At 66.0% G+C, this 21,795-nt stretch carries 18 protein-coding genes; 16 read left to right on the top strand and 2 right to left on the bottom strand.

Translation table 11 applies throughout. The annotated features are described in order from the left end of the window. Positions 1-72: 72 nt before the first annotated feature. From topA to DFP85_RS06570, 9 genes are all read left to right on the top strand, one after another. Complete coding sequence (gene topA, locus DFP85_RS06610) at positions 73-2,709, top strand: type I DNA topoisomerase (protein WP_133635515.1); 2,637 nt, start codon at positions 73-75, stop codon at positions 2,707-2,709. Further along, complete coding sequence (locus DFP85_RS06605) at positions 2,706-3,170, top strand: DUF6586 family protein (protein ID WP_133635514.1); 465 nt, start codon at positions 2,706-2,708, stop codon at positions 3,168-3,170. Before topA ends, DFP85_RS06605 begins: the two co-directional genes overlap by 4 nt. Beyond that, positions 3,164-3,664 (top strand): LabA-like NYN domain-containing protein, encoded by a 501-nt coding sequence (locus DFP85_RS06600; RefSeq protein WP_133635513.1) that lies wholly within the window; start codon positions 3,164-3,166, stop codon positions 3,662-3,664. The genes DFP85_RS06605 and DFP85_RS06600 overlap by 7 nt, the downstream gene beginning before the upstream one ends. Before the next feature lie 73 nt (positions 3,665-3,737). Then, positions 3,738-5,330, top strand: a complete 1,593-nt coding sequence (locus DFP85_RS06595) for an ABC-F family ATPase (protein WP_133635512.1) — start codon at positions 3,738-3,740, stop codon at positions 5,328-5,330. A gap of 151 nt (positions 5,331-5,481) precedes the next feature. Then, a complete protein-coding gene (locus DFP85_RS06590; protein ID WP_133635511.1) occupies positions 5,482-5,946 on the top strand; it encodes a 2-hydroxyacyl-CoA dehydratase in 465 nt (154 codons plus the stop codon). A 10-nt stretch (positions 5,947-5,956) separates the two neighbouring features. Further along, a complete protein-coding gene (locus DFP85_RS06585) occupies positions 5,957-6,379 on the top strand; it encodes a GIY-YIG nuclease family protein (protein WP_133635510.1) in 423 nt (140 codons plus the stop codon). Further along, positions 6,379-7,629, top strand: a complete 1,251-nt coding sequence (locus DFP85_RS06580) for a GspE/PulE family protein (protein ID WP_133635509.1) — start codon at positions 6,379-6,381, stop codon at positions 7,627-7,629. Before DFP85_RS06585 ends, DFP85_RS06580 begins: the two co-directional genes overlap by 1 nt. 121 nt (positions 7,630-7,750) lie before the next feature. Continuing rightward, positions 7,751-8,362, top strand: a complete 612-nt coding sequence (locus DFP85_RS06575; protein ID WP_133635508.1) for a L,D-transpeptidase family protein — start codon at positions 7,751-7,753, stop codon at positions 8,360-8,362. A gap of 177 nt (positions 8,363-8,539) precedes the next feature. Then, positions 8,540-8,803, top strand: a complete 264-nt coding sequence (locus DFP85_RS06570; RefSeq protein ID WP_106230326.1) for an Lpp/OprI family alanine-zipper lipoprotein — start codon at positions 8,540-8,542, stop codon at positions 8,801-8,803. Between the two features lie 118 nt (positions 8,804-8,921). Here the strand turns inward: DFP85_RS06570 and DFP85_RS06565 are convergent, their stop codons facing one another. Together DFP85_RS06565 and mfd are read right to left on the bottom strand one after the other, a co-directional pair. After that, positions 8,922-9,971 (bottom strand): L,D-transpeptidase family protein, encoded by a 1,050-nt coding sequence (locus tag DFP85_RS06565; protein WP_243737225.1) that lies wholly within the window; start codon positions 9,969-9,971, stop codon positions 8,922-8,924. A 131-nt stretch (positions 9,972-10,102) separates the two neighbouring features. Then, complete coding sequence (gene mfd / locus DFP85_RS06560; protein WP_133635507.1) at positions 10,103-13,552, bottom strand: transcription-repair coupling factor; 3,450 nt, start codon at positions 13,550-13,552, stop codon at positions 10,103-10,105. Between the two features lie 204 nt (positions 13,553-13,756). On the opposite strand from mfd, the gene DFP85_RS06555 reads away from it, so the two are divergent. From DFP85_RS06555 to nqrF, 7 genes are all read left to right on the top strand, one after another. Beyond that, the gene (locus DFP85_RS06555) at positions 13,757-15,217 is read left to right on the top strand and encodes a glyceraldehyde-3-phosphate dehydrogenase (protein WP_133635506.1); all 1,461 of its coding nucleotides are present in this window, start codon (positions 13,757-13,759) and stop codon (positions 15,215-15,217) included. A 424-nt stretch (positions 15,218-15,641) separates the two neighbouring features. After that, on the top strand, positions 15,642-16,991 hold the full coding sequence (locus tag DFP85_RS06550; RefSeq protein ID WP_133635505.1) for a Na(+)-translocating NADH-quinone reductase subunit A: 1,350 nt from the start codon (positions 15,642-15,644) through the stop codon (positions 16,989-16,991). Then, complete coding sequence (locus DFP85_RS06545; protein WP_133635504.1) at positions 16,991-18,217, top strand: NADH:ubiquinone reductase (Na(+)-transporting) subunit B; 1,227 nt, start codon at positions 16,991-16,993, stop codon at positions 18,215-18,217. Before DFP85_RS06550 ends, DFP85_RS06545 begins: the two co-directional genes overlap by 1 nt. Beyond that, entirely contained in the window at positions 18,217-19,035 is an 819-nt protein-coding gene (locus tag DFP85_RS06540) for a Na(+)-translocating NADH-quinone reductase subunit C (RefSeq protein WP_133635503.1), read from the top strand. The genes DFP85_RS06545 and DFP85_RS06540 overlap by 1 nt, the downstream gene beginning before the upstream one ends. Before the next feature lie 2 nt (positions 19,036-19,037). Continuing rightward, on the top strand, positions 19,038-19,706 hold the full coding sequence (locus DFP85_RS06535; RefSeq protein ID WP_133635502.1) for an NADH:ubiquinone reductase (Na(+)-transporting) subunit D: 669 nt from the start codon (positions 19,038-19,040) through the stop codon (positions 19,704-19,706). Position 19,707: 1 nt separating this feature from the next. Continuing rightward, positions 19,708-20,325, top strand: coding sequence for an NADH:ubiquinone reductase (Na(+)-transporting) subunit E (gene nqrE, locus DFP85_RS06530; protein ID WP_133635501.1), 618 nt, complete (start codon positions 19,708-19,710; stop codon positions 20,323-20,325). A gap of 72 nt (positions 20,326-20,397) precedes the next feature. Beyond that, on the top strand, positions 20,398-21,630 hold the full coding sequence (gene nqrF / locus DFP85_RS06525) for an NADH:ubiquinone reductase (Na(+)-transporting) subunit F (protein WP_133635500.1): 1,233 nt from the start codon (positions 20,398-20,400) through the stop codon (positions 21,628-21,630). Positions 21,631-21,795: the final 165 nt, after the last annotated feature.

Here is a 21,795-nt window from a genome sequence, read left to right as displayed (position 1 = left end):
CCGCCGGACAGGGCGGGCCGAAACCGTCTGGTGCCAGCGTTGCAGCTGGCGCCATCAGCACAGTGGAGCACTATGGGCAAGTCACTGGTCATCGTCGAGTCGCCCGCCAAGGCCAAGACGATCAACAAGTATCTCGGCAACGACTTCATCGTGAAGTCGAGCGTGGGGCACATCCGTGACCTGCCGACCAGCGGCTCGGGCAAGGCAGCCACGGATCCCAAGGAGCGTGCGCGCCAGGCCGCGGAGACCCGCAAGATGTCCGCGGAGGAGAAGGCCGAGCATCGCAAGCGCAAGGCCCATGACCAGTTGATCCGGCGCATGGGCATCGACCCCGAGCACGGCTGGAAGGCGCACTACGAGATCCTGCCGGGCAAGGAGAAGGTGGTGGCAGAGCTCCAGAAGCTCGCCGAGAAGGCCGACGCGGTCTATCTCGCCACCGACCTTGACCGTGAAGGGGAGGCCATCGCCTGGCACCTGCGCGAGACGATCGGTGGCGACGAGACCCGCTACAAGCGGGTGGTGTTCAACGAGATCACCAAGAATGCCATCCGCGAGGCCTTCCAGGATCCCGGCAGCCTGAATATCCCGCGCGTCGAGGCGCAGCAGGCCCGTCGCTTCCTCGATCGCGTGGTCGGCTTCATGCTCTCGCCGCTGCTGTGGGCCAAGATTGCCCGTGGCCTCTCCGCCGGCCGGGTCCAGTCGGTGGCCACTCGCCTGATCGTCGAGCGCGAGCGCGAGATCCACGCCTTCATCCCCGAGGAGTTCTGGGACGTCCATGCCGACCTGAAGCCTGCCGGCGACGATCCGGCGACGGTGCGCTTCGAACTGGTGCGCCAGGACGGCAAGACGTTCCGGCCGACCTCCGAGGCCGAGACGCTGGAGCGCATCGCGACCCTCAGGAAGGCGAGCCTGGCGATCACCGCGCGGGAAGACAAGCCCACGCGCTCCAAGCCCAATGCGCCCTTCATCACCTCGACGCTGCAGCAGGCGGCCAGTGGCCGGCTGGGGTTTTCGGTGAAGAAGACCATGACCCTGGCCCAGCGCCTCTACGAGGCCGGCTACATCACCTACATGCGGACCGATTCCACCAACCTCTCGAAGGATGCGGTGGAGAACGTGCGCGAATTCATCGGCAGCGAGTTCGGCCAGCGCTACCTGCCCGAGGCGCCCAATCGCTATTCCAGCAAGGAGGGGGCACAGGAGGCCCACGAGGCGATCCGTCCCTCCGAGGTGGCCCGCCGCGCCACCGACCTGGCCGGCATGGAGCGCGACGCCGAGCGCCTCTATGAGCTGATCTGGCGCCAGTTCGTGGCCTGCCAGATGACGCCCGCCGAATACCTCTCCAGCACCCTGACCGTCGAGGTCGATAGCTACGAGCTGCGGGCCAAGGGGCGGGTGCTGAAGTTCGACGGCTACACCCGGGTGATGAAGCCGATGGGGCGCAAGGAGGAGGATCAGTCGCTGCCGGACCTCGCCGAGGGCACGCCCATGAGCCTGGAGGCGCTCGATCCCCAGCAGCACTTCACCAAGCCGCCGGCCCGCTACACCGAGGCGAGCCTGGTCAAGGAACTGGAGAAGCGCGGCATCGGTCGTCCCTCCACCTATGCCTCGATCATCTCCACCATCCAGGACCGCGGCTACGTCACGCTGGAGAACCGGCGCTTCTATGCCGAGAAGCTCGGCGACATCGTCACCGAGCGCCTCAAGGAGTCCTTCCCCGACCTCATGGACTACTCCTTCACCGCCCGCATGGAGGATGGCCTCGACGAGGTGGCCGAGGGTGAGCGCAACTGGCAGGCGCTGCTCGATGCCTTCTACGCCGAGTTCAAGAAGGAACTCGCCGTGGCCGAGAGCGAGGAGGGCATGCGGCCCAACCAGCCGGTGCCCACCGATATCGACTGCCCGAGCTGTGGACGAAAGATGCAGATCCGCACCGCCTCCACGGGAGTCTTTCTGGGCTGTTCCGGCTACAACCTGCCGCCCAAGGAGCGCTGCAAGACCACCATCGACCTGCTGCCCGGCGACGAGGCGGTGGCCGCCGATGCCGGCGAGGACGCCGAGACCGACGCGCTGCGGGCCAAGCACCGCTGTCCCAAGTGCGGCACCGCCATGGACAGCTACCTGATCGACGAGGCCCGCAAGCTGCACATCTGCGGCAACAGCCCGGATTGCGATGGCCACGAGGTCGAGCACGGCAAGTTCCGCATCAAGGGCTATGACGGCCCGACCATCGAGTGCGACAAGTGCGGCAGCGAGATGCAGCTCAAGACCGGGCGTTTCGGCAAGTACTTCGGCTGCACCAACAGCGAGTGCAAGAACACCCGCAAGCTGCTGCGCAGCGGCGAGGTGGCACCGCCCAAGATGGATCCGATCGATATGCCGGAGCTCGCCTGCCAGAAGGTCGACGACCACTATGTGCTGCGCGACGGCGCCAGCGGCCTCTTCCTGGCGGCCAGCAAGTTCCCCAAGAACCGCGAGACCCGCCCGCCGCTGGTCAAGGAGCTCAAGGCTCACGCCGAGGAACTGCCCGACAAGTACCGCTACCTGCTCGACGCCCCCAGCGAGGATCCGGACGGCCGTCCGGCGCAGATCCGCTACTCGCGCAAGGCGAAGGAGCAGTTCGTGATGACCGACGAGGGCGGCAAGGCCACCGGCTGGAAGGCCACCTACGAGGGCGGCAAGTGGCAGGTGGAGGACAAGCGCAAGTGACTCCGCGAGCCCGCACCAACCAGCTGCTCTACCAGGCCGAGCTGCTGCTCGACCTGCCGGCCTGCGACGACGAGCATGCCGAGGCCCGGCGCATGGCCGCGGAGGAGGGCAGTCTGGCGTTGGCAGAGCTGGCGCTGCAGTCCCTGCTGCGCGAGGTCACCGAGCACGCCCACCTGGAGCATCACGACTGGCGCGAGCTGCTCGGCCCCGAGGGTGCCGGCATCGCCGAGTTGCACCGCCTGCGCGAGATAGCCGCACGCCCGGACAGCTGGCTGGCGTGGCTGGTCGGCAAGCTCGAGGCCCTGCACGGCAGCGACGGCGTGGCCCGTCGCGCCACCGGCGCTGCCCGAGGGTTGATCGCCGTGGGCAGCGGTGCGGCGCTGGGGGAGGAGCTACGCGACTGCCTCGCCGAGGCCAAGGCCGAGATCGCCGCCCTGCGCGAGACCAGCGAGGAGTGGTAGCGACGACGCGCCAGGCGGACCGGGAGCGCGTCGCCATCCTGGTCGACGTCCAGAACGTCTACTACACCACCCGCGAGGCCTTCGGCCGGCACTTCGACTACACCGCCTTCTGGGCGCGCTTCGCGGCCGGTTGCGAGGTGGTGGTGGCCAATGCCTATGCGGTGGACCGCGGCGATCCCCGGCAGCGCCAGTTCCAGGCCATCCTGCGCGGCATCGGCTTTACCGTTAAGCTCAAGCCCTACATCCAGCGCCGTGACGGCTCGGCCAAGGGCGACTGGGACGTGGGCATCGCCCTGGATGCCATCGAGGCCGCGCCCCGGGTCGACCGGGTGGTGCTGGTCTCGGGCGATGGCGACTTCGACCTGCTGGTCGAGCGGATGCGCGAGCGCCATGGGGTGATGGTGGAGGTGGTCGGCGTGGAACGGCTCACCGCCGATTCGTTGGTCCGCGCGGCCAGCCACTTCGTGCCCATCGAGGGGGAGCTGCTGCTCTAGGCTGCGCCAGGTGTGAGCGGCGCCGATAACCGGTACAATCGCGCCCCTTTCACGCACTGACCTGGACCCCTCATTGATCTCCACCGCCAATATCACCATGCAGTTCGGCGCCAAGCCGCTGTTCGAGAATGTCTCCATCAAGTTCGGCAACGGTCACCGCTACGGCCTGATCGGGGCCAATGGCTGCGGCAAGTCTACCTTCATGAAGATCCTCGGCGGTGACCTGGAGCCCTCCTCGGGACAGGTGATGGTCGAGTCCGGGGCCCGGCTCGGCAAGCTGCGCCAGGACCAGTTCGCCTTCGAGGACGAGCGGGTCATCGACACCGTGATCATGGGCAATGCCGAACTGTGGCAGGTTGCCGCCGAGCGTGAGCGCATCTACTCGCTGCCCGAGATGAGCGAGGCGGACGGCATGGCCGTGGCCGACCTCGAGGTGCGCTTCGCCGAGCTCGATGGCTATACCGCCGAGGCCCGGGCCGGGGAGCTGCTGCTGGGGCTCGGCATCCCGCTGCACCAGCACACGGGCCCCATGAGCGAGATCGCACCGGGCTGGAAGCTGCGCGTGCTGCTCGCCCAGGCGCTGTTCGCCGACCCCGACGTGCTGCTGCTCGACGAGCCCACCAACCACCTGGACATCAACACCATCCGCTGGCTGGAGGGAATGCTCACGGCGCGCAACAGCACCATGATCATCATTTCCCACGACCGCCACTTCCTCAACAGCGTCTGCACCCACATGGCGGACCTGGACTATGGCGAGATCACGCTGTTCCCCGGCAACTACGACGACTACATGACCGCCGCCACCGCCGTGCGTGAACGCCAGCACGCCGACAACGCCAAGAAGAAGGCACAGATCGCCGAGCTGCAGGCCTTCGTCAGCCGCTTCTCGGCCAATGCCTCCAAGGCCAAGCAGGCGACCTCCCGAGCGCGGCAGATCGACAAGATCAAGCTCGAGGAGATCAAGCCCTCCAGCCGGGTCAGCCCCTTCATCCGCTTCGAACAGGCCAGGAAGATCCATCGCAACGCGGTCAACGTCGAGGCGATCACCAAGGGGTTCGCCGAGGAAGCACCGCTCTTCGAGCGCTTCTCGATGACCGTGGAAGCCGGCGAGCGCATCGCCATCATCGGCCCCAACGGCATCGGGAAGACGACCCTGCTGCGCACCCTGGGCGGCGAGCTGCATCCCGATGCCGGTGCCGTGCGCTGGACCGACAGTGCCGAACTCGGGGTCTTCGCCCAGGACCACGCCGACGACTTTGCCTTTGATGCCACGCTCTTCGAGTGGATGGCCCAGTGGACGAAGGGCGGCGAGCAGGAGGTGCGCGGCGCGCTGGGCCGGATGCTCTTTTCCAGCGACGACATCGGCAAGTCGGTCAAGGTGATCTCCGGTGGCGAGCAGGGCCGCATGCTGTTCGGCAAGCTGGCCCTGACCCGGCCCAACGTGCTGCTGATGGACGAACCCACCAACCACCTGGACATGGAGTCCATCGAGGCGCTCAACCTGGCGCTGGAGCACTACCCCGGCACCCTGATCTTCGTCAGTCACGACCGCGAGTTCGTCTCCTCCCTGGCGACCCGTATCCTGGACATGAGTGAGCAGGGGATCACCGACTTCAGCGGCAGCTACGACGACTACCTGCGCAGCCAGGGGCTGTTCGGCTGATGCGCGATGCCCTCCATTGCGTCTTCAGGGCTCCCCTCGGCACCTCAGTATCTCCTTGAGTTGATATGCATCAAGCGTGATGGACACGGCTTGGCTAGGATGAAGTCATGGACTATCCGCCCGTGTCAGGGCATCAGTGGGAGGAGCCGCAATGCGCTTTCATCAGGTCAAGGAACTGGTCGCCTGGGCGGCCGACTACCACCGGGGGCTGGCGGAACAGTACGACCAGCTGGCTGCCGGTGACGTGAGCGATCGGGTTCGCATGGCCCTGGAGTACCTGGCCGAGCACGAGCGCAAGATGCAGACCGAGCTGGCCAATTACCTCGAGGAAGGTAGCGACCATCGCAAGGTGCTCGAGACCTGGTTCGACGACCCTGCCGACTTTCCCCATGCACCCACCCTCGACCGCCTCACCGAGTGTGTATCGTGCGACAGCGTACAGGATGTGCTCTCTACCGCGCTGACCATGCACAGGACGCTGCAGGACCTGTATGCTCATCGTGTCGAGCGGGCAACCGCGGAGGCCGAGCGCGAGTTCTTCGCTTCGCTCTCCAGCGGACACGAGGCCGAGGTGCGTCGCCTGGCCCGCGACATGCAACGACTCGAGGACTACTGAGGAGAAGGCGATGTCGGATCAGATCCTGTCACTCAAGCTGCTGGGCTACTGGACGGACGAGCAGCTTGGCGAGATTCCTGACATATCGGGGATCTTCTGTGTCTATGCCGGCACGGCCGCAGACGATGGCGAGCCCGGCATCGAGCGGCTGCTCTATATCGGCGAGTCCGGCGATGTGCGCCAACGCATTCGTCACCACGAGCTTCGCGAGGAGTGGGCCAGCCGGCTCGAAGCCGGGGAGGTGCTCTGCTATAGCGTAGCGGCCGCGACCTATGTCTACCGCGAGCGGCTCGAGGCGGCGCTGGTGCATGTCCACAAGCCGCCCGTAAACCGTGACTACATCGATCGCTTTCCCTTCGACACCACCGAGATGCACCTGCGCGGCCGTACCGACAAGCTGATGTCCCAGTTCATCGTCGAGCGTCACGACTGATGGCCGAGGAACGCCAGCCGGCAGGGCGTCGACTCCTTCCGCGGCTCGAGGCCCTGCTGGCCGACCCGCCCGGGCCTGACGATGACACCCTGATGGCCCATGAGCTGCTCGAGGATGCCATTCACGCGCGGGCCAGCGACATCCACCTCGATCCTTCCCGAGAACGATGGCGCGTCCGTCTTCGCATCGACGGTCGGGTCATTGATGTGCTGGACCTCGATGTCGGCGATGGCCTCCAGCTGGCCAACCAGTTCAAGGTGCTCGCCAGGCTCGATCCCATGCCCTCACGGGTCGCCAGCGAAGGAAGCTTCAGCTGGCCGCCCGCCGAGGAGGGGGGTGAGGAGACCTTCCTGCGTGTCACTGCCGTGAACTGTGTGGCCGGGGAGAAGCTGGCCATCCGCTTTCTCGCGCCCCCCCGGACCTTCCATGACACCCTCTCGCTGGGGATCGGCGAGCAGGGGGCTCGAGGCATTCGTCGCTGGATGGACGCCACCGGCGGCATGCTGCTGGTGGCGGGGCCCACCGGTGCCGGCAAGACCACCACCCTCTATACCCTGCTGAACCAGCTGCGCCTCACCGAGAGTCACGTGGTGACGCTGGAGGACCCGGTGGAGTATGCCATTCCCGGCATCAACCAGATCCAGGTGGACGCCGAGAACGGGCTGGACTTCGCCACCGGTACCCGCTCCATGCTGCGCCTGGACCCGGACTACGTGCTGATCGGCGAGATCCGGGATCCCGGCTCCGCCGCGGCGGCGGTCAGCGTGGCCGGCAGCGGGCGGTCGCTGATGGGCACATTGCACAGTCGCGATGCCGTCGGGGCTGTCTCCACGTTGCGACAGCTGGGGCTGGGGGATGCCGAGATCAGCGCCAGCCTCGGCCTGGTGATCGCCCAGCGCCTGGTGCGCCGGCTCTGCGAGCACTGCCGTGAGCAGCGGCCGACACCGCCCCAGGACGCCCAGTGGCTCGAGGCGGTGGGGCTCGAGGTGCCCGAGCAGGCGTGGATCCCGGTGGGGTGTGAACACTGCGATGGCCTGGGCTACCGCGAGCGTACCGGGGTATTCGAGATCTGGCAGCCCACCCCGGAGGATCACGGCCTGTTGCTGCGCCATGCCGATGACGCTGTTCTGCGACGCGCCCTGCTGGAGCGGGGCGAGACCCTGATGTTTGCCGATGGCCTGGCCAAGGCCGAGGCCGGCATCACCAGTCTGCGCGAGGTCTTCCGGATGGGCGCCATCCTGCCCGCCTGATGAACCAGAGACGCCCCTGCACCGCGTTCTTGCCGTTCCTCCTGACAGTCGGTCGTCAATCCGGTATAACGGCGGTCAGTCCGATGCCTTTCATTTCCCGCATGCCCCAGAGACGTCACCGATGAAGCACCTCTCCCGTCGCCGCTTCGGCCTGCTGGCGCTGAGCTCCCCCCTGCTGCTGCTGGCGCCGAATGCGTCTGCCAACCTGATGGACAGCCTGCTGTCCCGGGCCATCGTTCCCCGCCACGACAGCGAGCTGTGGGTACTGGTCGAGGACCAGGAGGTGGCGCTGAGCGTCTACCGGGGCAACCGGCTTGTCGAGCGCTTCGAGCCGATCTCGCTGGGCCGTGGGGGGGCCAGGCCGCAGCGCAAGCGGGGCGACCGGGCCACGCCGCTCGGCGAGTTCCGGGTCAATCGCTTCAACCGCCGCAGCAAGTTCCACATCTTCATCGGGCTCGATTACCCCACGCCGACCCATGCCCGCATGGCGCTGGAGGCCGGGGTCTACAGCCAGCAGGACTATGACGACTATTTTTCCTATTACCGTCGACACGGCTACCCGCCGCAGGATACGGTGCTCGGTGGCTTCATCGGCATCCATGGCGTCGGTGAGGGGGATCCCGACATCCACCAGCGGTTCCACTGGACGGATGGCTGTGTGGCGGTGACCGACCCCCAGGTCGAGCGCCTGTCGTCGTTGATCGACATTGGCACACGCGTCGTCATCCGCTAGGCTTTACATGCGCTAGGGACGTTCTAAGCTATGGACAAGCGCCGTTTGTTATTATAAAACAGCGTTTGACTCCTGTGCTTCGCAGCAGAAGTCGCTGCACGTAGGCCTGCTTCCGCAGGAAGCCTGATATTCAGGCAACACCAACGCAGTACCCAAGGAAGACTCAAGGAGAACACCATGACTCTGAAGACTACCCTGAAGCTGACCGCCGCTGCCGCCTCTCTGGCCGTTCTGGCCGGTTGTGCATCCAACAGCGCCCTGGAAGAAGTCCGCATGACCGCCGAGTCTGCCCAGGCCGACGCTGCCGAAGCACGCAGCATCGCCACCCAGGCGCAGAACACTGCCAACCAGGCACAGCGTGACGCTCAGGCGGCTCTGCAGATGTCCGAGCAGAACCGCGAAGAGATGAACCGCATGTTCGAGCGTTCCATGCGCAAGTGATCGTTCTTCACCGCCCGCCAGGGCGGTAACAGGACGTTCAAGACAAGGGCCTCGCCGTTACCGGCGAGGCCCTTGTCGTTAGGGTGGATGCTTGCTGCACGACCCGGCCAGCCGAGGCTCAGCCTTCCTCGGGTTGGCTCTCGCGGGATTCGGTATCGGCGGCGATCAGCTCCAGGCGGTCCCAGAGCGTTTCAGGCGCGGGCTCCGGGGCCGTCACCTCCAGGGCCACAGGCATGCCTTGTGGCACCTCCACGACTTCGCGAAGGCGGGCGTAGTCCACCGCGTAGTCGAGCCCGTCGGTCGCCGTATCCACCTGGTCGAGGGCCTCGGTGATGCGCTGGATGGTGGTGCCATCCTCCTCGTCCAGGTAAGGGTAGGCCTGGACATGCAGGGTGCCGTCCGCCCAGCCGAGCTTGAGCGTCTCGTTGATCAGCTTGACCTGGGTGCCGATGGGCAGGCGCGGGAAGAGGGCCTCGATGTCCTCGGGCAGCATGCGGATGCAGCCGTGGGTCACGCGCATCCCCACGCCCTCGGGGCGATTGGTGCCATGGATCAGGTAGCCGGGGATGCCCAGGCGCATCTTGCGCGAGCCCATCGGGTTGTCGGGGCCGGGTGGCACTACGCTCGGGAGCGGGTCGCCGGCCTCGGCATGCTCGCGGCGGATCGATGCCGGTGGGTACCAGGCCGGGTCCTTGACCTTCTCGGTGATGCGGGTGGTCCCCAGGGGGGTCTTCCAGTCCATGCGCCCGACGGCGATGGGGTAGGTCTCGACGCGGGGAGTCTCGCCCTCGTCGGCCGGCGGATAGAAGTAGAGGCGCATCTCCGCCACGTTGACCACCACTCCCTCACGGGGGCCCTCGGGGAGGATGAAGCGGCCGGGAATCACGATCTCGGTGCCCTCGAAGGGCGCCCAGATACTGACCTCCGGATTGGCGCGCACCATTTCCTCGTAGCCGATGCCGTGCTCGTGGCCGATATCGATCAGGGTGTCGCCGCTCTCGGCGACGACGGTATAGACCTCACCGACCAGGTCGCCCTCCTCGGGTAGCGGGTAGTAGCCACGTGGCCACTCCTCGGTGCTGGCCTGGAGCGGTGCGGCCATCGTGACGCAGATACCCAGCGCCGTGGCGAATCGGGCGGCATGCCCGAGCGGGAAAGAGTGCTTCATCGACGTCATGTTCTCGTGGTTGCCGTGGGTCGGGGGCTGCGATGGGCCCATCCTGGGCGTCCTGATCCACTAGTATCGCCCGGACGGGAGGCTTTGTGCCAGTTGCTCAGGCCCTGCAATCTCTCCGGCCATTAGGCCGCCTCGGCCTTGCGGTTGAGCGTGTCGAGGAGTTGCTCCACCGTCCGGAAGCGCTCCTCCGCCTGCTCCATCGCCCCCTCGAAGCGCAGCGTGTCGGCGCCATCCAGGCGATAGCGGTCCGGCGCCCGCTGGATCAGCTCCACGAGCACCAGCGGGTCCACGGGGGTCTGGGCGGCGAAGATCACTCGGCCCTTCTCGGGGCCGGCCTCCAGGCGGGTGATACCCAGGCGTTCGGCGCGCTGGCGCAACCGGGTCTGGCGCAACAGGGTCTTGACCGGCTCCGGCAGCAGGCCGAAGCGGTCGATCATCTCGACCCTGAGCTCGTCGAGTTCGGCCTCATCGGCGGCGCTGGCGATGCGCTTGTACATCACCAGGCGCTGCTGGACGTCGTGGAGATAGTCGTCGGGAATCAGGGCCGGCAGGTTGAGGCTGACCTCGACCCCCTGGTCCAGCGGCGCCTCGATGTTGGGCGTGCGCCCCTCGCGGATCGCCGTCACCGCGCGGTCGAGCATCTGCATGTAGAGGCCGTAGCCGACGGCTTCCATCTGCCCGCTCTGCTCCTCGCCGAGCAGCTCGCCCGCCCCGCGGATCTCCATGTCGTGGCTGGCCAGGGTGAAGCCTGCGCCCAGGTCCTCGGCGCCGGCGATGGCCTCCAGTCGCTTGACGGCATCCTTGCTCATCACCCGGGGCGGCGGGGCGAGCAGGTAGGCGTAGGCCTGGTGGTGGCTACGGCCGACGCGGCCGCGCAGCTGGTGGAGCTGGGCCAGGCCGAACTTGTCGGCCCGCTCGATGACGATGGTGTTGGCGCTGGGCACATCGATGCCGGTCTCGATGATGGTCGAGCAGACCAGCACGTTGAAGCGCTTGTGGTAGAAGTCGGACATCACCCGCTCCAGGGAGCGCTCCGGCAGCTGCCCGTGGGCGACCCCGACCCGGGCATCGGGCACCAGTTCGCGGACCTTCTCGGCGGCGGTCTCGATGGTCTTGACCTCGTTGTGCAGGAAATAGACCTGGCCGCCGCGCAGGATCTCGCGCAGGATCGCCTCCTTGATCACCGCCTCGTCACGCTGCTGGACGAAGGTCTTCACCGACAGGCGCCGGGCCGGCGGGGTGGCGATGATCGACAGGTCGCGGATGCCGCTCATCGCCATGTTCAGCGTGCGCGGGATGGGGGTGGCGGTCATGGTCAGGATGTCCACCTCGGCGCGCAGGCTCTTGAGGCGCTCCTTCTGGCCCACCCCGAAACGGTGCTCCTCGTCGATGATCAGAAGCCCCATGTGAGGCAGCCTGGTGCTCTTCGACAGCAGCTTGTGGGTACCGATGACGATATCCGCCTGGCCCTCCTCGATGCGCTTGAGGGAGGCGGCCTGTCCCTTGCCCGCGGTGAAGCGCGAGATCAGCTCGATGTTCACTGCGGTGTCGGCGAAGCGGTCGCGGAAGTTCTCGTAATGCTGGCGGGCGAGCAGGGTGGTGGGCACCAGCACCACCACCTGGCGGCCGGAGCGCACGGCCAGGAAGGCCGCGCGCATGGCCACTTCCGTCTTGCCGAAGCCCACGTCGCCGCAGACGACCCGGTCCATGGGGCGCGGGGCGGTCATGTCGCCGATCACGGCCTGGATGGCGGCGCGCTGGTCGGGGGTCTCCTCGAACGGGAAGCTGCCGGCGAAGCGGGCGTATTCCGCATCCGGCGGGGCGCAGGCAAAACCCTCCCGGGCCTCGCGGCGGGCGTAGATATCGAGCAGCTCGGCGGCGGTATCGCGGATCTTCTCGGCGGCGCGCCGCCGGGCCTTCTCCCACTGGTCCGAGCCCAGCCGATGCAGCGGCGCCAGCTCGTCGTCGGCGCCGGCATAGCGCGAGATCAGGTGCAGGCTGTCCACCGGCACATAGAGCCGCGCCCCATCGGCGTACTCCAGGGTCACGAACTCGGCGGCCTGGCCACCGGCCTCGATCGTCTCGAGTCCCCTGTAGCGGCCCACGCCATGGGCCTGGTGGACCACCGGCGCGCCGGGGCGCAGCTCCGAGAGGTGGCGGATCGCCATCTCGTTGTCGTCGGTGGCCCGCTCGCGGCGGCGGCTCTGGCGGACCACCTCGCCGAAGAGCTCGGTCTCGCTGATCACCGCCAGGTCCGGGTCGGTCAGCCACAGGCCGGCATCGATCTCGCCCTCGGTGATCGCCAGTCGCGCGTCGCTGGCCAGGAAGGCGGGAAAGTCCTCCACGTGGCGAAGCTCGAGCCTCAGCGGCCCCAGGGTCTCCTCCAGGGCCTCGCGGCGGCCCCGCGACTCGGCGACGAACAGCACCCGCGTGGTCGGGTGGTCGGCGAGGAAGCCCTCCAGGGCGGCCAGTGGCTGCTTCGCGCGGGCATTCACCGTCACCGTCGGTAGCGTCCGGGTGGCCGGCGCCACGGCATGCCGGTGCTCGGTATCGCCGGTCAGGGCCACCCGGGGGTGGCGCTTGATGGCACCGAACGCCTCGGCGACGGGCACGAAGGCGCGGTGGGGAGGCAGCAGCGGCCGGGTGGGGTCGACCCCGAGGTTCTCGAAGCGGCTCTCGATGGCCGCCCAGTGGTGCTCCGCGGCCTCGAACACCCCGGGCAGCATGGCCACCCGCGTGCCCTCGGCCAGGTGCTCAAAGAGCGTGGCGGTCTGTTCGAAGAACAGCGGCAGGTACTGTTCCAGGCCGGGGGAGGGAATACCCTTCAGGGCATCCACGTAGAGGGGGCACTGGCGCGGGTCGACGTCGAACAGGGTCTCGAAACCCTCGCGGAAGCAGGCAATGGCGCTGCGGGACAGCGAGTACTCGTGGGCAGGCAGCAGCTCCACCCGTGCGACCCGGTCGCGGCTGCGCTGGGTATCCGGGTCGAAGTGGCGCAGGGTATCGATCTCGTCGTCGAACAGGTCGATGCGCAGCGGTGCCTCGGCGCCCATGGGAAAGAGGTCGATCAGGGCCCCGCGCAGGGCGTACTCGCCGGGTTCATAGACCGTCTCCACGGACCGGTAGCCGGCCCGCGACAGGGCGTCGCGGAACCCCTCACGGTCAAGGGTCTGGCCGGTTTCCAGCGTCATCACGCGCCCGGCGATGTACTCGACCGGCGGCAGGCGCTGCATGAGGGTATTCATGGCCGCCAGCACGATGCCGTGCTCGCCGTCCTGCAGCCGGCGCAGGGTGCGCAGCCGCTCGGAGACGATGTCCTGGTGCGGCGAGAAGCTGTCGTAGGGCAGCGTCTCCCAGTCGGGGAAGGGCAGCACCGGCAGGTGGCCATAGAAGCCCAGGTCACTCTCCAGGCGCTGTGCCGAGGCGGTGTCGGGGGTGATCACCAGCAGCGGGGCGTCCTCGGCCAGGTGGGCCAGGGCCAGGGCGGTGGCGCTGCCCGGCGGCGTCTGCCAGTAGAGAATGTCGCGCAGCCCCTGGGGGCGAGGCGGGTCGAGCGGCGAGAAGTTCGGCATGCTATCGGTTACCCAACCGTGGTCGTGAGCGGCGTGCAGAGGAAGGGGCATGATACCAGCCTCGCGGCCGGCCTGTAGTCAGCGGGGGATTCCTGTAAAACGCCTACAGCGGCTGCGACCATCCTGCGATTGCCCCGGCAGGTGTCGCCCCGGATAATAGCCTCGTATCCCTATCCCACTGTTATTACCAAGGAGAGGTGACCCGTGAGTCAGCAACCCCTCGATACCGTCTTCCAGGAATGGCACGACAACCAGGCGATCGCCGAGCAGATGATCCCGATGATCGGCAGCCTCTACCGCCGCAACAACGTGGTGGTGACCATGTTCGGGCGGTCGCTGTTCAACCGCAGCGTGATCCGCATCCTCAAGGATCACCGCTACGTGCGCAAGATCGAGGGGACCGAGCTCTCCGTGCAGGACACCTACCCGCTGGTCAAGGCGATGACCGAGCTCAACCTGGGTCCGGCCCATGTCGACGTGGGCAAGCTCGGCGTGGCCTACAAGGCCCGCGGCGGCGACCCGGTGGCCTTCCTGCGTGACGAACTGGCCGAGATCGTCGACGCCCACGACCCTGCCGGCAACAATGGGCAGCCCAAGGACGTGGTGCTCTACGGCTTCGGTCGCATCGGGCGGATCCTGGCGCGCGTGCTGGTCGAGAAGGCCGGCGGCGGCAACCTGCTGCGCCTGCGCGCCATCGTGGTGCGCGGCCGGGGCGACATCGCCAAGGACCTCGAGAAGCGGGCCAGCCTGCTGCGTCGCGATTCGGTGCACGGTCCCTTCAACGGCACCATCAGCGTGGATGCCGAGGCGCGCACCATCACCGCCAACGGCAATGTCATCCGGGTGATCTACGCCGACTCGCCCGCCGAGATCGACTATACCGACTACGGCATCGACAACGCCGTGGTGGTCGACAACACCGGCATCTGGCGCGACGAGGCGGGCCTGGGCCAGCACATCCAGTGCAAGGGGGTAGCGAAGGCTATCCTCACCGCCCCGGGCAAGGGCGACATCGCCAACATCGTCTACGGCATCAACCACCAGGACATCGGCGAGGAGGATCGCATCCTCTCCGCGGCCTCGTGCACCACCAATGCCATCGTGCCGGTGCTCAAGGTGCTCAACGACGAGTTCGGCGTCGAGCATGGCCACGTCGAGACGGTGCACTCCTACACCAACGACCAGAACCTGATCGACAACTACCACAAGGGCGACCGCCGCGGTCGCAGCGCCCCGCTCAACATGGTGCTGACCGAGACCGGTGCCGCCAAGGCGGTGGCCAAGGCCCTGCCGGAATTCGCCGGCAAGCTGACCGGCAACGCCATCCGCGTGCCGACGCCCAACGTCTCCATGGCGATCCTCAACCTGCGCCTGGAGAAGGAGACCGATGCCGAGGCGCTCAACGACTTCCTGCGCCGCATGTCGCTGGATTCGCCCTACCAGAAGCAGATCGACTTCGTCGACTCGCCCGAGGTGGTCTCCACCGACTTCGTGGGAAACCGCCACGCCGGCATCGTCGACGCCAAGGCGACCATCGCCAACGGCAAGAACGCCGTGGTCTACGTCTGGTACGACAACGAGTTCGGCTACAGCTGCCAGGTGATCCGCATCCTGCAGCACGTCTCCAACGTGCACTTCCTCAAGCTGCCGCGCGCCAGGGGCTGACGCCTTCGGGCAGCGCCAAGCGCCCTTCGGGTAGCACCGAGCAGCCAAGCGCCGAGCCGCCAGGCTGACCCGTGACAGGCGGGTGTCGCTGATAGAGATAGATCAGGAACCCTCACGGAGCGACTCCGATGGGGGTTCTTGCTTTTGCTGATGTAGCCGGCACAACCTCGCTTGGCAGCTTGGCAGCTTGGCAGCTTGGCAGCTTGGCAGCCCACCGGTGCGACAATTTTACCCTTGCCTCAGGTCACCCCTTGCGACCATAGGGCAGGTGGTCATCCCTTACGCTTCTCTTTATAATACGGTGGATTTTTCGGGGTGGTTCGAGCGAGCCTCGGGCCTGACTGGTAACGTACTGAAAACAGAAGAATTCGAATCCATTCGAACCCCTTTCTTCATCTATCCGATCCATCAACTGGGCGAGACTATGATCGAAGTCAAGAAAGGCCTGGATCTCCCCATCGCGGGGACGCCGGAGGCGCGAATCGAGGAAGCGCGACCGGTGCGCCATGTGGCTGTCCTGGGCACCGACTATGTCGGCATGAAGCCGACCATGGAGGTCAGTGAGGGGGACAGGGTCAAGCTGGGCCAGCTGCTCTTCACCGACAAGAAGATCGACGGGGTGTGCTTCACGGCCCCGGCCGCCGGCGAGATCGTCGCCATCCACCGCGGCGAGAAGCGCAAGCTGCTCTCGGTGGTGATCAAGGTCGACGAGACCGAGGAGGCGGTCGAGTTCACCGCCCACGGGCGCGACAAGCTCGAGGGCCTCGAGCGCCAGGCCGTCGTCGACCAGCTGGTCGAGTCAGGGCTGTGGACCGCGCTGCGCACCCGGCCCTATTCGCGCACCCCGGCCGTCGACAGCTCGCCGACCGATATCTTCGTTACCGCCATCGATACCCACCCGCTGGCCGCGAACCCCGCCGACATCGTCAACGAGCAGGCCGAGGCCTTCGAGGACGGCCTCAAGGTGCTGGCCCACCTCACCGAGGGCAAGGTCTACCTCTGCACGGCGCCGGATGCCCGCATCCCGGGTGCCGACGTCGAGGGCGTGCAGCAGGAGACCTTCGCTGGCCCGCATCCCGCCGGCCTGGTGGGGACCCATATCCACCATCTCTCGCCCGTGGCCCTGCACAAGCGTGTCTGGCACATCGGCTACCAGGACGTCATCGCCTTCGGCAAGCTCTTCGCCGAAGGCAAGCTGGACGTCCAGCGCGTGATTGCCGTGGGCGGCCCGCGTGCCGAGAACCCGCGCCTGCTGCGGACCCGCATCGGCGCCAGCACCGACGAACTGCTGGCCGGCGAAGTTGTCGACCCGGAAGGCACGCGCGTCATCTCCGGTTCGGTGTTCGCCGGTGCCATCTGCGAGGGCAGCCTGCGTTACCTGGGACGTTTCCATAACCAGGTGAGCCTGCTCGAGGAAGGCAACAAGCGCGTGTTCATGGGATGGATGTCGCCCGGCAAGAACCGCCACTCCGTGATGGGCATCTATCTGTCGAAGATCACCGGCCTGCACAACTATGCGCCGACCACCTCGACCAACGGCTCCGAGCGGGCCATGGTGCCGGTTGGCGCCTACGAGCAGGTGATGCCGCTGGATATCCTGCCCACCCAGCTGCTGCGCTCGCTGATCGTCGGCGACATCGAGACGGCGATGCAGCTCGGCTGCCTGGAGCTGGATGAAGAGGACCTGGCGCTGTGCACCTACGTGTGCCCCGGCAAGTACGAGTACGGTCCCATCCTGCGTGACAACCTCACCTTGATCGAGAAAGAGGCCTGATGATGGGTATCCGACAGACACTCGACAATCTCGAACCCCACTTCCACAAGGGGGGCAAGTACGAGAAGTTCTATCCCCTCTACGAGGCGGTGGACACCATCTTCTACGCCCCGCCGGATGTGGCCAAGACCACGGCCCACGTGCGTGACGGCGTCGACCTCAAGCGCATCATGATCACCGTCTGGTTGTGTACCTTCCCGGCGATGTTCTTCGGCATGTGGAACGCCGGCTGGCAGGCCAACATGGCCATCGCCGAGGGCTTCAACTCCATGGGCAGCTGGCGCGAGGCGATCATGATGACGCTGGCCGGCGGCCATGATCCCGGCAGCCTGTGGGCCAACTTCGTGCTCGGCGCTACCTACTTCCTGCCGATCTACCTGGTGACCTTCGTGGTCGGCGGTTTCTGGGAAGTGCTGTTCGCGATCAAGCGCGGCCACGAGGTCAACGAGGGCTTCTTCGTCACCTCCGTGCTCTATGCCCTGATCCTGCCCGCTACCATCCCGCTCTGGCAGGTTGCACTGGGTATCACCTTCGGCGTGGTGATCGGCAAGGAGATCTTCGGCGGCACCGGCAAGAACTTCCTCAACCCGGCACTGACCGGTCGTGCCTTCCTCTACTTCGCCTATCCGGCACAGATCTCCGGTGACGCGATCTGGGTGGCGGCCGACGGCTACACCGGGGCGACTGCGCTCTCCATCGCCTTCCAGGATGGCATGGCGGCCCTCTCCAGCCAGTTCAGCTGGTGGGACGCCTTCCTCGGCTTCGTTCCCGGCTCCGTGGGCGAGACCTCGACCCTGGCGATCCTGATCGGCGCGGTCGTACTGCTGTGGACCAAGATCGCCTCCTGGCGGATCGTGCTCGGCGTCTTCCTGGGCATGGTCGCGACCAGTGCGCTCTTCAACCTGATCGGCTCCGACAGCAACCCGATGTTCGCCATGCCCTGGTACTGGCACCTGGTGGTGGGCGGCTTCGCCTTCGGCATGGTGTTCATGGCGACCGACCCGGTCTCTGCCTCCATGACCAACCAGGGCCGCCTGATCTTCGGCGCGCTGATCGGTGTCATGACGGTGCTGATCCGCGTGGTCAACCCGGCGTTCCCGGAAGGCATCATGCTGGCGATCCTGTTCGCTAACCTGTTCGCCCCGCTGATCGACAACTTCTTTGTACAGGCCAACATCAAGCGCCGCTTGCAGCGCACCGGTGTGCCGGCCGAGGAGACTGCCTGATGGCACAGAGCAACAACTCCATCAAGAAGATCCTGACGGTGGCGTTCGCACTTTGTATCGTGTGTTCGATCATCGTCTCCACCGCGGCAGTGGCGTTGCGCTCCAAGCAGGAGTTCAACCAGGAGCTCGACCGCAAGACCAACATCCTCAACGTGGCCCAGCTCTACGAGTCCGGCATGGACGTGAACGAGACCTTCGAGTCGAAGATCACGCCACGGGTGGTTGACCTGCGCACCGGCGAGTACTCCGAGGAGCATGACCCCTCGACCTACGAGGGCTTCCAGGCACGTCGCGATCCGGCTGCCTCCCGCACCCTCTCGGGTGAGAAGGACATCGCCGGACTCTCGCGTCAGGAGAACTACAGCACCGTCTACCTGGTAGGCGACCCGGACGACCCCGAGCAGATCATCCTGCCGATCCGTGGCCAGGGCCTGTGGGGGCTGATGCGTGGCTTCCTCTCCGTGGAAGGCGACGGCAACACCATCGTCGGCATCACCTACTACGAGCACAGCGAAACCCCCGGGCTGGGTGCCGAGGTCAACAACCCGCGCTGGCAGGCCCAGTGGGAAGGCAAGGAGATCTTCGACGAGCAAGGTGAGCTCGCCCCGGCCATCAGCCTGGTCAAGGGCGGTGCCAGTGGCGAGAACGAGGTCGATGCCCTCTCCGGTGCCACCCTGACCAGCAAGGGCGTGACCAACATGCTGCAGTTCTGGCTCAGCCCCGAAGGCTTCGGTAACTACCTTGCCAAGTTCCGCAGCTCGGTGGATCCGGCCGAGGCCCAGGCGGCCGACGTCGAACTCGAAAGTGAAGGAGCCTGATCATGTCTGCTGCCAACGCAAAGAGCGTCCTGACGACGCCGATCTTCAAGAACAACCCCATCGCCCTGCAGATACTGGGTATCTGTTCGGCGCTGGCGGTGACCACCAGCATGAGCGTCTCGCTGGTCATGACGATGGCGGTGATCTTCGTGACGGCCTTCTCGAACCTGTTCGTGTCGCTGATCCGTAACCATATCCCGTCGTCCATCCGTATCATCGTGCAGATGACCATCATCGCCTCCCTGGTGATCGTGGTTGACCAGATCCTCAAGGCCTACGCCTACGAGATGTCCAAGCAGCTCTCGGTGTTCGTCGGGCTGATCATCACCAACTGCATCGTGATGGGGCGTGCCGAAGGCTTCGCCATGACCAATACCCCGGGAATGTCCTTCCTGGACGGCATCGGCAACGGCCTGGGCTACGGCTTCATCCTGATGACCGTGGGCTTCTTCCGCGAGCTGCTCGGTGCCGGCAGCGTGTTCGGCTTCACCGTGCTGCAGCCGGTGCAGGATGGTGGCTGGTACGTGCCCAACGGCCTGCTGCTGCTGCCGCCGTCGGCGTTCTTCATCATCGGCCTGATCATCTGGGTCCTGCGCTCTGTCAACCCGGAGCAGGTCGAGGAGAACGAATTCAAGATGAAGGAAAACACCCAGCCGAAGGAGGCCGTGTAACATGGAACACTATCTGAGCCTGTTCGTCGCCTCGGTCTTCGTCGAGAACATGGCCCTGGCCTTCTTCCTGGGCATGTGCACCTTCCTGGCGGTCTCCAAGAAGGTCTCCTCGGCCTTCGGCCTGGGTATCGCCGTGATCGTGGTGCTGACCGTCACCGTGCCGGTCAACAACCTGGTCTACACCTTCCTGCTGCAGGAAGGGGCCCTGACCTGGACCGGCATCAGCGGGGCCGAGAACATCGACCTCTCCTTCCTGGGTCTGCTCTCCTACATCGGCGTCATCGCCGCCCTGGTGCAGATCATGGAGATGTTCCTCGACAAGTACGTGCCCGCGCTCTACAACGCGCTGGGCGTGTTCCTGCCGCTGATCACCGTGAACTGCGCCATCCTCGGTGGCGTGCTGTTCATGGTCGAGCGCAACTACAACTTCGGCGAGTCCGTGGTCTATGGCTTCGGCGCCGGCACCGGCTGGGCGCTGGCCATCACCGCGCTGGCCGGCATTCGCGAGAAGCTCAAGTACAGCGACGTCCCCGACTCCCTCCAGGGGCTGGGCATCACCTTCATCACGGTGGGGCTGATGTCGCTGGGCTTCATGTCCTTCTCCGGCATCCAGCTCTGAGGCAGGTCGTGCTCTCCCGGCGGCCGCACGTGTCGCCGGGGTCCAGGCAACGTCAAGCAATAGGAACCCGACATGGTTGATACAACAGTCATCTTGCTCGGTGTGGTCATGTTCACCCTGGTCGTCATCGGCCTGGTTCTGGTGATCCTGGCTGCCCGCAGCAGGCTCGTCAGCACCGGGGACGTGACCATCGAGGTCAACGGCGACCCCGAGCACACCCTCACCACCCAGGCCGGCGGCAAGCTGCTCAATACCCTGGCCGCCAACGGCATCTTCCTCTCCTCCGCGTGCGGCGGTGGCGGCTCCTGTGCCCAGTGCAAGTGCCGCGTGGAGGAGGGTGGCGGCGCCATCCTGCCCACGGAGGAGTCCCACTTCACCCTGCGCGAGAAGAAGGAGGGCTGGCGCCTCTCCTGCCAGGTGCCGGTGAAGCAGGACATGAAGATCGAGGTCCCGGAGGAGGTCTTCGGCGTCAAGCAGTGGGAATGCGAGGTCATCGAGAACCCCAACGTCGCCACCTTCATCAAGGAGCTCAACCTCAAGCTACCTGAGGGCGAGGAAGTGGCCTTCCGCGCCGGCGGCTACGTGCAGCTGGTGGCACCGCCTTACGACATCGCCTTCAAGGACTTCGACATCGAGGAGGAGTACCGGGGCGACTGGGAGAAGTTCGGGCTGTTCGACATCTCCCACAAGAACAACGAGGAAATCATCCGCGCCTACTCCATGGCGAACTATCCGGATGAGAAGGGCATCCTCAAGTTCAACATCCGCATCGCCACGCCGCCGCCCAACACCAACCATCCGCCGGGACTGATGTCCACCTACGTCTTCGCATTGAAGCCGGGTGACAAGGTCACCGTGATGGGGCCCTTCGGCGAGTTCTTCGCCAAGGACACCGATGCCGAGATGATCTTCGTCGGCGGCGGTGCCGGCATGGCGCCGATGCGCAGCCACATCTTCGACCAGCTCAAGCGGATCAAGACCGACCGCAAGATCTCGTTCTGGTATGGCGCGCGCTCCTGGCGCGAGACCTTCTACAACGATGAGTATGACCAGCTGGCCGAGGAGTTCCCCAACTTCGAGTGGCATCTGGCACTCTCCGACCCGCAGCCCGAGGACAACTGGGAGGGGCCGACCGGCTTCATCCATAACGTCCTGTACGAGAACTACCTCAAGGACCACCCGGCCCCCGAGGATTGCGAGTACTACATGTGCGGGCCGCCCATGATGAATGCCTCCGTGATCAAGCTGTTGATCGACCTGGGCGTGGAACCCGAGAACATCCTGCTGGACGACTTCGGCGGCTGATCTCGATCGCCGCGAGGCGAATCCCGGACCGGCCGAGAGGCCGGTCCCTTCGATTCTGCTGCCCGACATGTCGATCGTGACGCGTAATAGCTCCTGTCGGCATCTCAGGCACCAGATCCTCCCGCGCTGTGGACCTCGAGCGCTAGCGTGTTGTCTCACAGACTG

It is taken from the genome of Halomonas ventosae (assembly GCF_004363555.1).
Lineage (GTDB): Bacteria > Pseudomonadota > Gammaproteobacteria > Pseudomonadales > Halomonadaceae > Halomonas > Halomonas ventosae.
The sequence above is the reverse complement of the archived record's forward strand: the minus strand, read 5'-3'. Positions and strand labels throughout refer to the sequence as shown.

Bases quoted from the DNA above. Each gene is read 5' to 3' on its own strand.
- mfd (WP_133635507.1), bottom strand. From the start codon at position 13,552: ATGCCGAACTTCTCGCCGCTCGACCCGCCTCGCCCCCAGGGGCTGCGC.
- DFP85_RS06565 (WP_243737225.1), bottom strand. From the start codon at position 9,971: ATGAAGCACTCTTTCCCGCTCGGGCATGCCGCCCGATTCGCCACGGCG.
- DFP85_RS06535 (WP_133635502.1), top strand. From the start codon at position 19,038: ATGTCTGCTGCCAACGCAAAGAGCGTCCTGACGACGCCGATCTTCAAG.
- DFP85_RS06585 (WP_133635510.1), top strand. From the start codon at position 5,957: ATGTCGGATCAGATCCTGTCACTCAAGCTGCTGGGCTACTGGACGGAC.
- nqrE (WP_133635501.1), top strand. From the start codon at position 19,708: ATGGAACACTATCTGAGCCTGTTCGTCGCCTCGGTCTTCGTCGAGAAC.
- DFP85_RS06590 (WP_133635511.1), top strand. From the start codon at position 5,482: ATGCGCTTTCATCAGGTCAAGGAACTGGTCGCCTGGGCGGCCGACTAC.
- DFP85_RS06580 (WP_133635509.1), top strand. From the start codon at position 6,379: ATGGCCGAGGAACGCCAGCCGGCAGGGCGTCGACTCCTTCCGCGGCTC.
- DFP85_RS06570 (WP_106230326.1), top strand. From the start codon at position 8,540: ATGACTCTGAAGACTACCCTGAAGCTGACCGCCGCTGCCGCCTCTCTG.
- DFP85_RS06545 (WP_133635504.1), top strand. From the start codon at position 16,991: ATGATGGGTATCCGACAGACACTCGACAATCTCGAACCCCACTTCCAC.
- DFP85_RS06540 (WP_133635503.1), top strand. From the start codon at position 18,217: ATGGCACAGAGCAACAACTCCATCAAGAAGATCCTGACGGTGGCGTTC.
- nqrF (WP_133635500.1), top strand. From the start codon at position 20,398: ATGGTTGATACAACAGTCATCTTGCTCGGTGTGGTCATGTTCACCCTG.
- DFP85_RS06550 (WP_133635505.1), top strand. From the start codon at position 15,642: ATGATCGAAGTCAAGAAAGGCCTGGATCTCCCCATCGCGGGGACGCCG.
- topA (WP_133635515.1), top strand. From the start codon at position 73: ATGGGCAAGTCACTGGTCATCGTCGAGTCGCCCGCCAAGGCCAAGACG.
- DFP85_RS06575 (WP_133635508.1), top strand. From the start codon at position 7,751: ATGAAGCACCTCTCCCGTCGCCGCTTCGGCCTGCTGGCGCTGAGCTCC.